Genomic DNA, 12,708 nt, shown 5'->3' with positions numbered 1-12,708 from the left:
GGATACCGGCAGGTCGGCTGGGAACGGGCGATACGTGACGAATCTAAAACGAGCGGCGAACGAGAGCGAGAGGCGAGCGCTACTGTTCCTGCGGGATGGCGAGCTCGTCGATTTCGAAGTTGTCCTGGAGGAGGACGTCCTGCTGGTCGGCGACGATGGCCTCGTCCTTGATGAGCTTCTTGTACTTCGACTGCGGCGCGAGGTTCCCGATGAGCACGCCGCCGATGAGCTTGCCGTCCTTGAACGTCAGGCGACGCCACTCCGTGTCGCTGTACTTGCGCTCGCAGGACTCGTCGCCCATCGTCGGGAAGCCGAAGGAGAGGAACGGGAAGTCGAAGTGCGTAATCGAGTACGAGGACACCCAGCGGAACGGCTCGATGTCGACGTCGTAGCCTTCGTCCGCGAGCATCGTCTTCCCGGCGAGGGCGCCCTGCTGTTTCGCGGAGCCCCACGAGCCGTTCTGCGCGCGCTCGTCCATGATGGTGTCCCAGTACTGGGTGATGTCGCCGGCGGCGTAGACATCCTCGACGTCGGTGCGCATGTACTCGTCGACGTGGACGCCGTTCTCGATGGTGGCTTCGGTGTCCTGGAGGATTTCGACGTTGAAGTCGAGGCCGATGGCAACCCCGACGAAGTCCGAGTCGTGGCGGTCGCCGTTCCCGTCGATGGTCGCGACGACTTCGCCGTCGTCGTTCGTCTCGAAGTGGTCCGTGCCGGACTCGAAGACGGGCTCGACGCCCTTCTCGCGGAGCCCCTCGTGGATGATTTCGGCTCCCTCCGCGCTGAGCGCGTACCGCCACCAGCGGTCGCCGCGCATCAGGTACTTCGCGTCGACGCCCTGCCCGCCGCAGATGGCCGCGAGGTCGATGCCGAGCAGGCCTGCGCCGACGACGACGCCTGTGTCGGCTTCGTCGGCGTGCTCGCGAATCTTCCGCGCGTCCTGGAACGTCCAGAAGTGGTGGACGCCGTCGGCGTCGGAGTTCTCGACGGGGAGCTGGTTGGGCGTGCCGCCCGCCGCGACCAGCAGCTTGTCGTAGCTAATTTCCTCGCCCTCGTGGGTTTCGACGGTGTGGGCGTCGGGGTTGACGCCCGTGACGAGCGTGTTCAACTGGAGGTCGATGTCGCGCTCGTCGTACCAGTCCGGTTCGTGGATGCTGATGGGGGCTTCCGGGAGCTTCCCCTTCGCGAATTCCTTGATGAGAATTCGATTGTAGAGGGCCTCGCCCTCGTCTGTGACGACGGTGACGTCGGCGTCGGGAGCCTCCTCGCGGATAGCTTCGGCGGCGGAGCTGCCCGCGATGCCGTCGCCGATTATCACGTAGGACTCGCTCATGGTCGGACTGTGGCATTCCGGGTTAAAGTGGATTGCTATCTCTCCGGCGCGACGAGAACATCGCGCGAACGCGGCGCACGCAGGCGATTTCCGAATTCGTAGCGAGCGCGGACAGTGCCGCGTCGGGATGTTCTTTAGGCCCGCGTCCGTACCCGCGAACGTGAAACTCCACCAGAACGCCAAGCACTTCGCGTCCCGGAAGGCGCTGGAACTGCCCGGCGTGCGCTCGGTCGCCAAGAGGGGCTTGGTCGACCTCCACGTCCGCATCTTCTCGGGGAAAGCCGACGAGGCCCGCCGCGAGGAGCGCCGCGACCACCTCGAAGACTTCTTCGACGCGACGATGGACATGTACCTCGCTGCCCTCCAGGAAGGCTACTCGGAGGCCGAGGCCCGCGAGACCACGCACATCGTCGCGAACTTCGACTTCTACAACCACGGCTGGGCGGAGATGATGGAGTTCCCGCCGAGCGAGCTGACCGACCACTACGAGCGCTACGCGGAGTTCTTCGACGCCCACGGAATCAGCGTCGACGACCCACTCGGCGAGTTCCGGCCCGCCGACGGCGTCGCGGAGGCCCCCGCGACCCCGGAACGCCTCGACGAGGCCGACTTCGAGCACGCCGAAGGCGGCTACGCCGACGACGTCTACGTCGAGACCGAGGACGGCGAGGTGCAGCGCGGCGACGTCGAGGAACCCGACGACGTCGACCCTTCGAAGCGCCCCGGGACGTAGCCTCCACCAAACATACAGGCTGCTAATCCCTTCTCTCGGACGCCATGGCTGACTCGTCAGTGGGTCGCCGTCGGTTTCTCGAACTGTGTGGCGTGAGCACACTCGCAGCGCTCGCCGGTTGTTCGTCGTCCGCGCCACAGGACGGGGCTACGACGACCACCGACGCGCCTCAGCCGACAGTCGAACAGACCGAAGCCGACTAGACAGCCCGTACGCGGAAATCTACCGGGAGACCATCGACTCCGTGGTGCTGGTGCGGGCGGGTAACAGTCAGGGCACCGGGTTCGTGTACGACGCCTCGCACGTCGTCACGAACGCCCACGTCGTCGGCCGAGCGAGCGAGGCGTCCATCCGCTTCAACGAGGGCGACTGGAGCACCGGGGACGTCGTCGGTACGGACCCGCACAGCGACCTCGCTGTCGTCGAAATCGACTCGCTCCCCGACCCCGCGACGCCGCTCCCGTTCGCCGACGCCAACCCCGTCGTCGGGCAGGAGATCGTCGCCATCGGCAACCCCTACAACTTGAACGGGTCCGCGACCACCGGCGTCGCCCGTCTCATCCCCTTCCCGACGGGGTATCGGATTCCCGACGCGATTCAGACCGACGCCGCCGTCAACCCCGGGAACAGCGGCGGCCCGCTGATGTCTCCCGCCGGGTCGGTGCTCGCGGTCAGCAACTTCGGCGGCGGCGAGAACATCGCGTTCGCCACCTCCGCCGCGCTCACCCAGCGCATCGTCCCCGAACTCGTCCAGTCCGGTGACTACGACCACGCGTGCGTGGGCGCGTCGTTCGCGAACGCCACCCCGCAGATTGCCACTGCGAACGACCTCAGCGACCCCCGCGGCCTGCTCGTCGTCGACGTGGTCCCCGCTGGTCCGTCTGACGGGTTCGTGACCACGCTGTCTCCCGGCGCGACCAGACTCAGACGTTCGCTCGGTGTCGAACGGCCGACTTCTCGATTGAGAGCGCCAGTCCGTCGCGACCGACGTGGACTGTGCCGTCGAACTCCGCCGCCGCTGCTCCACGGACTTCCGCTTCATCGCGGTACGGCGGGAAGTGTGTTAGGACGAGCGCCTCGACGCCGGCGGCTGCAGCGACCTCCCCTGCTTGCTCCGGCGTGCTGTGTGTCTTCTGGAGTCCGTCCTTGAGTTGCTCCGAGTATGCGGTCGTGTACCGCTCCCAGACGAACCCGTCTCCGGGCGGTTCGCCGACTGGTGCGAGATGTGCGTCGTGGACCAGGACGTCCGCGCCGCTCGCAAACTCTCCGAGGCGGTCAAGCGGTTGAGTGTCGCCCGAGAATACGACCGCGCAGTCGTCGTGTTCGAACCGGTACGCGTACGTCTCGATGGAGTGGTCGACCGGCATTGCCGTCACGGTCAGGTCGTCGCGTTCGAGCTCGAAGCCGGCGTCGACGCGAACGCAGTCGATGTCCTCGATTCCCTCCCCCGAATACCCAACCTCCTTCCGGTACGCGATGTCGTCCTCGTAGACTGTGTAGAGAGCTTCGAGGAGGTTGTCGGTCCCATCTGGACCGTAGACCGTCAACGACTCGCGTCCCGACGTCCAGCCCGCGATAGCGAAGTGCGGGAATGCGGCGTTGTGGTCGACGTGGTGATGGGTGAACAGGAGGTCCGTAATCGACGCCGGGTCGATGCCGTTCTCCATGAGCTCGTACACCGCGCGCGGCCCACAATCTATCATGTACGTCGTTCCATCCACCGAGACGGTGTACGCGGTCCCCGCACGGTCGAGGTTTGGGACGGGGCTGCCCGTCCCGAGGAGCGTCACCTCCATGGTCAGTGCTGGGCACCCGCTCGCGTCTCGAGTTCGCCGACGAACGTCTCCGCGAGTTCGACGAGGGTCGGGTCGTCGACGCTCCGTGGGCGGTCGATATCGATCTTCTCGTCCACCAACACTTCCGAGGGTCGGTGTGACATCACGAGCACGCGGTTTGCGAGGTACGTCGCTTCGGTCGCGTCGTGCGTGACGAACACGATGGTCCGCTGCTGGTCCTCCCAGATGTCTACGAGGTCGCTCCGAAGCTGCCGCGCTGTGATTTCGTCCACACTGGAGAACGGTTCGTCCATGAGGATGACGTCCGGTTCGACCGCCATCGCGCGAGCGATGGACACGCGCTGCTGCATCCCGCCGGATAGCGAACGCGGGTACTCGTCGGCGAACGAGCCGAGGCCGACGAGTTCGAGGTACTGCTGGATGCGGTCGTCCCACTCCGACTCTGGGACACCCTTGCCGGCAAGGGCGATTTCGACGTTCTTCCTGACGGTGCGCCAGTCGAGCAACCGCGGCTCCTGAAAGACGAAGCAGACGTCGGTGTTCTCGGTTTCGTCGCCGACCGTGACGGCGCCCGTCGTCGGCGTTTCCAATCCAGCGATGATGTTCATCAGCGTCGACTTCCCACAGCCGGACGGCCCAAGGATGCAGACGAAGTCGTTCTCGTCGGTCGTGAATTGGACGCCGTCAAGCACGCGGAGCGCCGCCGCGTCCGTCTGTTGATACTGCTTTTCGACGCCGCTAACGTCTATTCGAGTCATTCTCTTGGACCTCCATTCACACTGCCGGTGCCACGCCACTGCGTGACGCGGCGCTCAACGTTCTTCAGCACGCCGAATTCAATAGTCATCATCACGAGCGTGAAGGTCAGCGTCCACGCCAGTACGCCCGTGATGGAGTACAGCTGGAACTGATTGTTAATCATGTAGCCGATGCCGCTGGTCAAGCCAAGTAGCTCCACGATGACGACGATTTTCCAGCTCATCGCGAGCCCGAATCGCGCCGCCGCCAGCAACTGCGGGAGCAGCGACGGGAGGACGATGTGACGGACTTTCGCCGTCCGCGACAGCTCAAAGGAATCGCCCATCCGCAGTAGGTTCTCGTCGATCGACTTTGCGCCCTGCCAGAAGTTGAAGACGATCATCGGCGTCGCGAGGATGAACACGGAGACGAACGCCGCCATCTCGGAGAGACCGAACCAGATGATAGCGATAACGGCGACTGCAAGCCCGGGAACGGAGATGCCGATGAGGATGGGGATGTCGAAGAAGTACTCGAAACGCTCGTCGAAACCCATGGCGATACCGAGTGGAACGCTGACACCGTACGCGAGCAGGAATCCAACTGCGACCCGTCGGAGCGTGTCGAGGAGGTGCGAGAAGAACGCGCCGCTGGCGACGATTGCGACCATCCGTTCGCCGACAGGAACCACCCCGGGAAGTAGTGATTGAAGGATTAGCTGCGACCCTACCTCCCACGCCAGCAGGAACAACAGCAGAGAAACTGTGTAGTATCCGTATCGTCGGTACTCCCGAAGGAGCCCGGAGAGTCGACCCGACAGTTCGAGTCGTGAACCGCTCACATTCTCCGCCACGTCACATCACCCACTCGAAGATGTCTTCGGTCGGTGCGGCGTCTATCATCCCGAGTTCGTTGGCCTTCTCGACCATCCGTAGCTCCGATTCGACGAAGGAATCTTCATTCCACTCCGTCGGGTAGATTTGGTCCATTCGTTCCTTCCCGAGGTTGATAGCGGCGTCACTCTCGAAGCCGAAGGTGCTGGGGTTGTTCTCGATGACGGAGTCGATGTTCTCGGAGAGGTGTCGCTGGGCGTCCAGTAGGGTCGCCGCGAGGTCGGACGTGGTGTCGGCGTTGTTCTCGTACCAGGACTGCGTGACTGCGAGGTCGACGGTAGTCAACGGGAGGTCTTCGGTCTCCCGCCATGCATCGCGCGGCGAGAACACGACGTCGAAGTCGTACTGGGTGAGGCCCTTGGTGAGAATCGGCTCGAAGGAGAGGATTGCGTCGACCTCGCCGCGGTCGAGCAGGGGGAGTGCCGCGGGTGGGGCCGACTGGACGAACTCGTACTGGTCGGGCGTGATGCCGTGCGTCTCCGCGAGGAGCACGGCGAACTTCAGCCACGCGTCGGCGGCTTCGTTCCCGTAGCTGATTCTCTTGCCCGCGAGGTCGCTCGGGCCGTCGATGTCGCTGTCCGAGCGAGCGAGCACGTACGCGTGGTAGTACATGTACGGCCCCACGAGTTTCATTGGGTTGTTCTCGGCGTGCATCCGGGTCGCGATAATCGACCCCATGTAGCCGGTCGGGACGTCGTCGCTCAACGCGAGCTGATTCTGGACCTGTGGTGGGTCCGTGAACTGCTTGAGGTCGAGGTCGATGCCGTGGTCGGCGTCGAATCCTTGGTTCTCGACCACCGACGTGATGACGCCGGTCGTTCCACCCTGAGTTGTTCCGTGGACGACCGTTGTTCCCGAGCTACTCCCGCTATCGATGCAGCCAGCGAGCCCGAACAGTCCGGCCGCCCCGCTGGCTTTCAACACGCCCCGACGGGACACTTGATTGCTACCGTGTGTCATGGCAGACTTACACAAGAAATCCTCCACAATTAAACTATCGGAAAAGTTATGTTCTAATCAGTGAAAGGGGGGAAGCCTCCGACTTTAGAACCCACAAAATAATTAACAGTTTGCGTGTTGAACCACGTATATCTTCCAAGGGGCCGCGTGAACCTCTCTGAGCGGCGTTAGGCCAAATGTGGTCATATCAAAATATCGATGTCTGCCGGTCCGCCTCTGCTCGCGACGTGTTTCACAGAACGGAACTAGTCATCCGTAGCTCAGGTTCACTTCGATCTCGTTCGTCACACCCAACAACAGCTCGGGGAGTTCTGCTTCGAGGTACTGGCCTTTGAGCCTGCTCGCTGGCCCCGCAACCGAAATCGAACCGAGCGGTCGCCCGTCGACATCCAACACCGGCGCGGCGACGGCGTTGATGCCGCGAATCGATTCCTGGCGGTTGAATCCGACGCCCCGATCGCGAATATCCACGAGTTCCGCGGCCAGCTCCTCGCGGTCCGTAATCGACTCCGGCGCCTGGTCAGGGAGGCCGTGGCGGTCGAGCACTTGCTCCCGGCGCTCCTCGTCCATGTGCGCCAGTACAACCTTCCCAGCGGCGAACGTGTGCAAGTGCGCACGGTACCCCTCCCGGGTGAACGTCCGCACCGGAGACTTCCCCGCGCCCTGATAGATGAACACTCCGTGCCCGTTCTCCTCGACCATCAGCCAGACGTTCTCGTCGAGGCGGTCGGATAGGTCGTCGACGCGCTCTCTCGCGGTCCGGAAGAGGTCGCTCTCTTCTCTGGCGTGAATCCCGTAATCCAGAAACAGCAACCCCACGCGGTACTCGCCGTCGGTCTCCGCGACGTACCCCTCGCGTTGCAGCGTCGCCAGATGCCGGTGGACCGTGCTCTTCGAGTACCCGAGCCGGGATGCCAGGTCTGTCAGCGTCGCCGGCCCGTCCGTCTTTAACGACCGAAGGATTGTCATCGACTTCGCAGTCGCGTCGACGACCGGACTGTCCCCTTGGGCCGCCTCGTGCTCGTCCATCGTGTTCCGTTCTAACACTACACACCCAATACTGTTCCGCTCTGTGAAACAATCGGGTGCGGGTAGACCCCGACTACAAACCTTCTTGCCCGCTCGTCTCTCCCGGCAATTCCGTAGAAATTCGCTCCGCTCGCTCGTCGCCCCCGGAGATTCTTCCGAAAAATCGCTCCGCGAGTTCGGCGTCTCGGGAGAGCACAGCTCTCCCGGCGCCCACCAGGCTACCGGGTGTGGCACTCACTTCTCGCCGGCGATGCGGTCGGCACACTCGTATCCGGCGACGATGCCGCCGTTGAGCGAGCGCTCCGGGTACTGGGCGCGGGAGGCCATTCCCGCGTAGTAGACGCCGTCAGCGACCTCGGTGTCGAGGTGGTAAGGAATCACCATGTCGAGGTAGCCGCGCTCGTAGACGGGTGCCGTCCGGGGGTTGCGCGCGGTGGAAATCCAGTTGACGTGCGCGCGGTCGAACTCGGGGAAGAGGGCCTCGATGCCGTCGAGCCAGTGGTCGGCGACCTCGTCGTCGCTCATCTGCCAGACGGGGTCGTCGGGGCTCTGGATGTACTTCGGGACGTACAGCAGGTGTTCGCCGTCCTCAGGAATCGAAGATTCCTGATGGGCTGCACGAGACGCCCCAGGAGTCCCGTGAACGTCCGCAGAATCCGAACTGTTCTGCTGTGCTCGCGAATCGTCCGATTCGCGACCGCCGTAGCGCTCGGGCGGCACGAAGTTCGTGTGCTCGATGAGCGCACCAAACGGCGCGTCGTCGGCGATGTTCAGCCAGTACGTGTCCGTGAGCTGGCGGTCCATGCTGATAATGGAGCAAACCGTCCCCTGGAACGTGATGTCGCACTCGTAGCCGGTGAGCGCTTCGAGGACGTTCGGCATCGCGGCGACCACGACGGCGTCCGCGTCGACGGTCTCGACGTTCGTGAAGCCGTCCTCGGCGGGGTCGCTGTGCTCGACGGTCACCGTCTGGAGTTCGCCGTCGGCGGTGCCGACGTTCGTGACGCGCGCGTTCGTGTCGATGTGCTCGCGGCCGACGTCCTCGACGAGCGCGTCGTTCAGCCGGCCGAAGCCGCCGTCGAGGTAGCCCAGCGGTTCCCCGCGGAGGAGGTCGCGCTCGCCGCGGAACTTGATGCGGCCGAGTAGCCACGCCGCCGAGACGTCCTCCATGCGCTCGCCGAACTTCGCTTCGAGGAGGGGTTCGAAGAACGTCTCGTAGACGTTGCGGGTGGTGTGCTCGATGCAAAACTCCTTGACCGGAATATCCTCGAAGTCTTCGAGGTCGTCGTAGGTGTCGAAGGACGGGATGCCGCCGCGCACGTCGACGTCGAGCGTGAGCATCCCGAGCCGGAACTTGTCGTAGAGGCTCCAGTGCGGGAACGCCAGAATCTCCCACGGCTTGTCCATCGGGTGGACGGTGCCGTCGACGTAGTAGGCGTTCTTCCCGATGGGCCACTGGAGGTCCTCGCGAAGGCCGAGGTCGTCGAGCAACTCGACGATGGTCTCCTCGCTGGCGGAGAGGTGGTGGTAGAACGTCTCGATGGGGTCGCCGGCCGTCTCGGTGGTCGCCGCGAGGCCGCCGACCTGCCCGGACGCCTCGAAGACGCGCACGTCGCGGCCGTGGGCCTGGAGTCGGCGCGCGGCCGCCAGTCCCGCGATGCCGCCCCCAACGATGGCAATCATGCACGCAGGTCGGGCGCGACTCCGGGTTAACGTTGTGGTCGCCCGCCGGGTGCGGAGTCCGCTACGCTTTTGCGCGGCCCCCGGTAACGGACGGGCATGGTTACCGTCCGCGCGCCGGCGACGAGTGCGAACCTCGGCAGCGGCTTCGACGTCTTCGGGGTGGCGCTCGACCGACCCGCGGACGTCGTCCACGTCGAGCGCGCATCGGAGACGACAATCGAGATGACTGGAATGGGCGCGGACTTCATCCCCGAGGAGCCGATGGACAACACGGCCGGCGTGGTCGCCGCGGAGCTCGGCGCGCCCGCCCACATCACCATCGACAAGGGCGTCCGGCCGTCGTCGGGCCTCGGGTCGTCGGCCGCCAGCGCCGCGGGCGCCGCGGTCGCGCTCGCGGAACTGTACGACCGCGACCTCAGCCAGCGCGAACTCGTCCGGGTCGCCGCGGAGGGGGAGGCTGCGGTCTCCGGGGACGCGCACGCGGACAACGTCGCCCCCGCCATCCTCGGCGGGTTCACGGTCGTCCGCGACGACGGCATCGAGCGCGTCGTCGCGGACCTCTCGCTGGTCGTCTGCCTCCCGGACATCGTCGTCTCGACGCGGGACGCCCGCGCCGTCGTCCCCGAGTCGGCGGCCATCGAGGACCTCGTCGACACCGTCGGGTCGGCGGCGACGCTCTCTATCGGTATGTGCCGCAACGACCCCGAGCGCGTCGGCCGCGGCCTCGAAGAACACCTCGTCACGCCCGCTCGCGCGGACCTCATCGACGGCTACGACACCGCCTGCGAGGCCGCCCGCGAGGCCGGCGCGACGGGCGTCACGGTCAGTGGAGCGGGGCCGGCGATTCTCGCCGTCTGCCGCGACGACGACCAGCGACAGGTCGCCAGCGCGCTCGTCGACGGCTTCGAGCGCGACGGCGTCGACGCGACCGCGTACCGGTCGCGCGTCGGCGACGGCGCGACCATCTTCTGAGCTGGCGTACCGACTCTCGTTCACTTCTACTCACCTTCGTCCGGAAGCGTAACCAATAGTCGTCACGCCGTTCGGACAACACTTTTGAGGGTGGCGTCCAGCGATGTATCTATGCCAATACAACGACGGAAGTTCCTCGCGACAGTGGGCACAGCGGCGACAGTCGGCCTCGCGGGCTGTTCGAGCGTGCTCGGCAGCGACGAAGGCGGCGCGGGCGTCGTCGGCGAGACGCTCACGCTCACCACGACCACGAGCACGTACGACACCGGCTTGCTGGACGCGCTGAACGCGCCCTTCGAGGACATGTACGGCGTCACCGTCGACTCCGTCGCGCAGGGGACGGGGGCGGCGCTGGAGACCGCGCGCAACGGCAACTCCGACGTCATCATGGTCCACGCGCGCTCGCTCGAAGACGAGTTCATGCGGCAGGGCCACGGCGTCAACCGCCGCGACCTGATGTTCAACGACTTCGTCATCGTCGGCCCGTCCGAGGACCCCGCCGGCATCGAGGGTATGAGTTCCGCGACCGAGGCGTTCGCCACCATCGCCGAATCCGAAGCCCAGTTCGTCTCCCGCGGGGACAACTCCGGGACGCACACGAAAGAGCTCTCAATCTGGTCGGCGGCGGGCGTCGAGCCCGGCGGCGACTGGTATCAGGAGACCGGCCAGGGGATGGGCGCGGTGCTCAACATCGCCAACGAGCAGGGCGGCTACACGCTCGCTGACCGCGGCACCTACCTCTCCCAGCAGTCCGAAATCGACCTCACGATTCTCGTCCAGGGTCCCATCGAGGGCGGCCCGGAACTGCTCGCGAACCCCTACGGCGTGCTCGCCGCCAACCCCGCGCGCCACGAGGACGCCAACTACGACCTCGCGATGGCGTACATCGGCTACATCACGAGCCCGCAGGGCCAGCAAGTCATCGCGGACTACACCGCGAACGGCGAACAGCTGTTCTTCCCGCGCGCGCTCTCCGAGGACCCGAACTTCCAGCAGTACGTCCCCGACGGCTGGAGCGCTGACGAGTCGAACGAGTGAAGATGGTCGCGGTGCTGGCTGGACTCGTGCCGCTGGCTGACGTCCTCTCCGTGTTCGTGCACGCGGCCGCCGGGCCGCTGTTCGTGGAGTTCCCGTTCGAATCCCAGTACGTCACCAGCATCATCTACGTCTCGCTGTACGTCAGCCTCTCCGCAGTCGCGCTCAGCACTTTGTTCAGCGTCCCCGTCGCGCTCGTCGTCGGCTTCACCGACTTCCCCGGCGAGCGCCTCGTCAAGGCAGCCATCAACACCGGCATGGGGTTCCCGAGCGTTGTCGTCGGCCTAGTCGTGCTGTTCGCGGTCTCGAACCAGGGGCCGCTCGGCGAACTCGAACTCGTGTTCACCAAGGAAGCGATGATTCTGTCGCAGTTCGTGCTCGCCACGCCGCCCATCACGGGCATCGCGCTCGCCGCCGTCACGGGCGTCCAGGCGGACGTCCGGGACGCCGCGTTCGCGCTCGGCGGCACGCGCGTCGACGTCGCACTCGCGGTCGTGAAGGAAGCCCGCTACGGCATCGCCACCGCCGTGCTCGCGGGGTTCGGGCGCGCCATCAGCGAGGTCGGGTCGGTGCTCATCGTCGGCGGGAACATCGCCGGCTCGGACGGCGTCTCGAAGACGCGCACGCTCACGACCGCCGTCCAACTGGAAGCCCGGCAGGGCCGCTACGAGACCGCGCTCGTGCTCGGCGCGGTGTTGCTCGTGCTCGTGCTCGCCGTGAACGCCGTCGTCGTCCGCTTCGGTGACGGAGGGCAGATGCGATGACGCTGCGCGCCGACGGCGTGACGCACGCCTACGAGGACGACGCGGCGGTCTTCCGGGACGTCGACCTGCGCGTCCCGCGGGGCGACATCGTCACCGTCATCGGACCGTCCGGCGTCGGGAAGTCGACGTTGCTGCGCCTGCTCGGGCTGTTCACGCCGCCCGACGAGGGAACCGTCTCCGTCGACGGCGATGACGCGTGGTCGCTGCCCGGCGACGAGCGCCTCGCACTCCGGCGACGGGTCGGCGTCGTCTTCCAGGAAGCGAGCCTCTTCGACGCCTCGGTCGCGCGCAACGTCGAGTACGGCCTGCGCGTCCGGCGGTCGTGGCGCGAGCGCGTCCGCGACGAACTCCGCGCGCTCGTCGGCACCACCGACCCGCCGGACGCGGTTCGCGACGCGCTCGACGTGGTCGGGCTCGCCGACTACGCGGACACGCACGTGGACTCGCTCTCGGGCGGGGAGGCCCAGCGCGTTGCGTTCGCGCGCGCACTGGCGTACGACCCCGACTTCCTGCTGCTCGACGAGCCGACCTCGGACCTCGACCCGCGGAACACTGCCGTCATCGAGGACGCCATGACTGCGGCCGCCGAGCGCGACATCGGCGTCGTCGTGGCGACGCACGACATGAATCAGGCCCAGCGCGTCGCCGACCGCGTCGCCGTCCTTCTCGACGACAGCGTCATCGAGGCGGGGCCGACCGACCGCGTCTTCGAGAACCCCCGCGACGAGCGCGCGCGGAAGTTCATCGACGGCGAACTCGTCTACTGAAAAGA

At 65.8% G+C, this 12,708-nt stretch carries 14 protein-coding genes and 1 pseudogene; 7 read left to right on the top strand and 8 right to left on the bottom strand.

From position 1 onward, the window contains the following. Positions 1-79: 79 nt before the first annotated feature. Positions 80-1,333, bottom strand: coding sequence for an NAD(P)/FAD-dependent oxidoreductase (locus tag LT974_RS12490; RefSeq protein ID WP_232587967.1), 1,254 nt, complete (start codon positions 1,331-1,333; stop codon positions 80-82). Between the two features lie 160 nt (positions 1,334-1,493). Here LT974_RS12490 and LT974_RS12485 point away from each other — a divergent pair, with 160 nt between their 5' ends. The 3 genes and pseudogenes from LT974_RS12485 to LT974_RS17975 form a co-directional block, all read left to right on the top strand. Continuing rightward, positions 1,494-2,066, top strand: a complete 573-nt coding sequence (locus LT974_RS12485) for a DUF6149 family protein (RefSeq protein WP_232587966.1) — start codon at positions 1,494-1,496, stop codon at positions 2,064-2,066. Positions 2,067-2,110: 44 nt separating this feature from the next. Continuing rightward, entirely contained in the window at positions 2,111-2,269 is a 159-nt protein-coding gene (locus LT974_RS12480) for a hypothetical protein (protein WP_232587965.1), read from the top strand. A 41-nt stretch (positions 2,270-2,310) separates the two neighbouring features. Next, positions 2,311-2,709, top strand: a pseudogene (locus LT974_RS17975) (S1C family serine protease); the annotation flags it as partial. On the opposite strand, the gene LT974_RS12470 reads toward LT974_RS17975, so the two are convergent. From LT974_RS12470 to LT974_RS12440, 7 genes are all read right to left on the bottom strand, one after another. Further along, the gene (locus LT974_RS12470; protein ID WP_232587963.1) at positions 2,664-2,801 is read right to left on the bottom strand and encodes a hypothetical protein; all 138 of its coding nucleotides are present in this window, start codon (positions 2,799-2,801) and stop codon (positions 2,664-2,666) included. The pseudogene LT974_RS17975 and the gene LT974_RS12470 overlap by 46 nt on opposite strands. A 188-nt stretch (positions 2,802-2,989) precedes the next feature. Further along, complete coding sequence (locus LT974_RS12465) at positions 2,990-3,862, bottom strand: MBL fold metallo-hydrolase (protein WP_232587962.1); 873 nt, start codon at positions 3,860-3,862, stop codon at positions 2,990-2,992. Positions 3,863-3,864: 2 nt separating this feature from the next. Beyond that, positions 3,865-4,620, bottom strand: a complete 756-nt coding sequence (locus LT974_RS12460) for an ABC transporter ATP-binding protein (protein WP_232587961.1) — start codon at positions 4,618-4,620, stop codon at positions 3,865-3,867. Then, on the bottom strand, positions 4,617-5,441 hold the full coding sequence (locus LT974_RS12455) for an ABC transporter permease (protein WP_232587960.1): 825 nt from the start codon (positions 5,439-5,441) through the stop codon (positions 4,617-4,619). The genes LT974_RS12460 and LT974_RS12455 overlap by 4 nt, the downstream gene beginning before the upstream one ends. Before the next feature lie 13 nt (positions 5,442-5,454). Beyond that, positions 5,455-6,453 carry an ABC transporter substrate-binding protein gene (locus tag LT974_RS12450; protein ID WP_232587959.1) on the bottom strand — a complete coding sequence of 333 codons (999 nt, stop codon included), beginning with the start codon at positions 6,451-6,453 and terminating at the stop codon, positions 5,455-5,457. Positions 6,454-6,702: 249 nt separating this feature from the next. Next, the gene (locus LT974_RS12445) at positions 6,703-7,482 is read right to left on the bottom strand and encodes an IclR family transcriptional regulator (protein ID WP_232587958.1); all 780 of its coding nucleotides are present in this window, start codon (positions 7,480-7,482) and stop codon (positions 6,703-6,705) included. Positions 7,483-7,716: 234 nt separating this feature from the next. Beyond that, positions 7,717-9,165 (bottom strand): NAD(P)/FAD-dependent oxidoreductase, encoded by a 1,449-nt coding sequence (locus LT974_RS12440; protein WP_232587957.1) that lies wholly within the window; start codon positions 9,163-9,165, stop codon positions 7,717-7,719. 96 nt (positions 9,166-9,261) lie between these two features. Here LT974_RS12440 and LT974_RS12435 point away from each other — a divergent pair, with 96 nt between their 5' ends. From LT974_RS12435 to LT974_RS12420, 4 genes are all read left to right on the top strand, one after another. Continuing rightward, positions 9,262-10,137 (top strand): homoserine kinase, encoded by an 876-nt coding sequence (locus LT974_RS12435; protein ID WP_232587956.1) that lies wholly within the window; start codon positions 9,262-9,264, stop codon positions 10,135-10,137. Between the two features lie 111 nt (positions 10,138-10,248). Beyond that, positions 10,249-11,175 carry a substrate-binding domain-containing protein gene (locus LT974_RS12430; protein ID WP_232587955.1) on the top strand — a complete coding sequence of 309 codons (927 nt, stop codon included), beginning with the start codon at positions 10,249-10,251 and terminating at the stop codon, positions 11,173-11,175. Positions 11,176-11,177: 2 nt separating this feature from the next. After that, positions 11,178-11,936, top strand: a complete 759-nt coding sequence (locus tag LT974_RS12425) for an ABC transporter permease (protein ID WP_232587954.1) — start codon at positions 11,178-11,180, stop codon at positions 11,934-11,936. Beyond that, positions 11,933-12,703: an amino acid ABC transporter ATP-binding protein gene (locus tag LT974_RS12420; protein WP_232587953.1), complete on the top strand. Its 771-nt coding sequence runs from the start codon at positions 11,933-11,935 to the stop codon at positions 12,701-12,703. Before LT974_RS12425 ends, LT974_RS12420 begins: the two co-directional genes overlap by 4 nt. Positions 12,704-12,708: the final 5 nt, after the last annotated feature.

This window comes from Halobacterium noricense (assembly GCF_021233435.1).
GTDB lineage: Archaea > Halobacteriota > Halobacteria > Halobacteriales > Halobacteriaceae > Halobacterium > Halobacterium noricense.
The sequence above is the reverse complement of the archived record's forward strand: the minus strand, read 5'-3'. Positions and strand labels throughout refer to the sequence as shown.

Bases quoted from the DNA above. Each gene is read 5' to 3' on its own strand.
- LT974_RS12450 (WP_232587959.1), bottom strand. From the start codon at position 6,453: ATGACACACGGTAGCAATCAAGTGTCCCGTCGGGGCGTGTTGAAAGCC.
- LT974_RS12460 (WP_232587961.1), bottom strand. From the start codon at position 4,620: ATGACTCGAATAGACGTTAGCGGCGTCGAAAAGCAGTATCAACAGACG.
- LT974_RS12430 (WP_232587955.1), top strand. From the start codon at position 10,249: ATGCCAATACAACGACGGAAGTTCCTCGCGACAGTGGGCACAGCGGCG.
- LT974_RS12435 (WP_232587956.1), top strand. From the start codon at position 9,262: ATGGTTACCGTCCGCGCGCCGGCGACGAGTGCGAACCTCGGCAGCGGC.
- LT974_RS12470 (WP_232587963.1), bottom strand. From the start codon at position 2,801: ATGCGCTGGGTGAGCGCGGCGGAGGTGGCGAACGCGATGTTCTCGCCG.
- LT974_RS12440 (WP_232587957.1), bottom strand. From the start codon at position 9,165: ATGATTGCCATCGTTGGGGGCGGCATCGCGGGACTGGCGGCCGCGCGC.
- LT974_RS12425 (WP_232587954.1), top strand. From the start codon at position 11,178: ATGGTCGCGGTGCTGGCTGGACTCGTGCCGCTGGCTGACGTCCTCTCC.
- LT974_RS12480 (WP_232587965.1), top strand. From the start codon at position 2,111: ATGGCTGACTCGTCAGTGGGTCGCCGTCGGTTTCTCGAACTGTGTGGC.
- LT974_RS12490 (WP_232587967.1), bottom strand. From the start codon at position 1,333: ATGAGCGAGTCCTACGTGATAATCGGCGACGGCATCGCGGGCAGCTCC.
- LT974_RS12445 (WP_232587958.1), bottom strand. From the start codon at position 7,482: ATGGACGAGCACGAGGCGGCCCAAGGGGACAGTCCGGTCGTCGACGCG.
- LT974_RS12465 (WP_232587962.1), bottom strand. From the start codon at position 3,862: ATGGAGGTGACGCTCCTCGGGACGGGCAGCCCCGTCCCAAACCTCGAC.
- LT974_RS12420 (WP_232587953.1), top strand. From the start codon at position 11,933: ATGACGCTGCGCGCCGACGGCGTGACGCACGCCTACGAGGACGACGCG.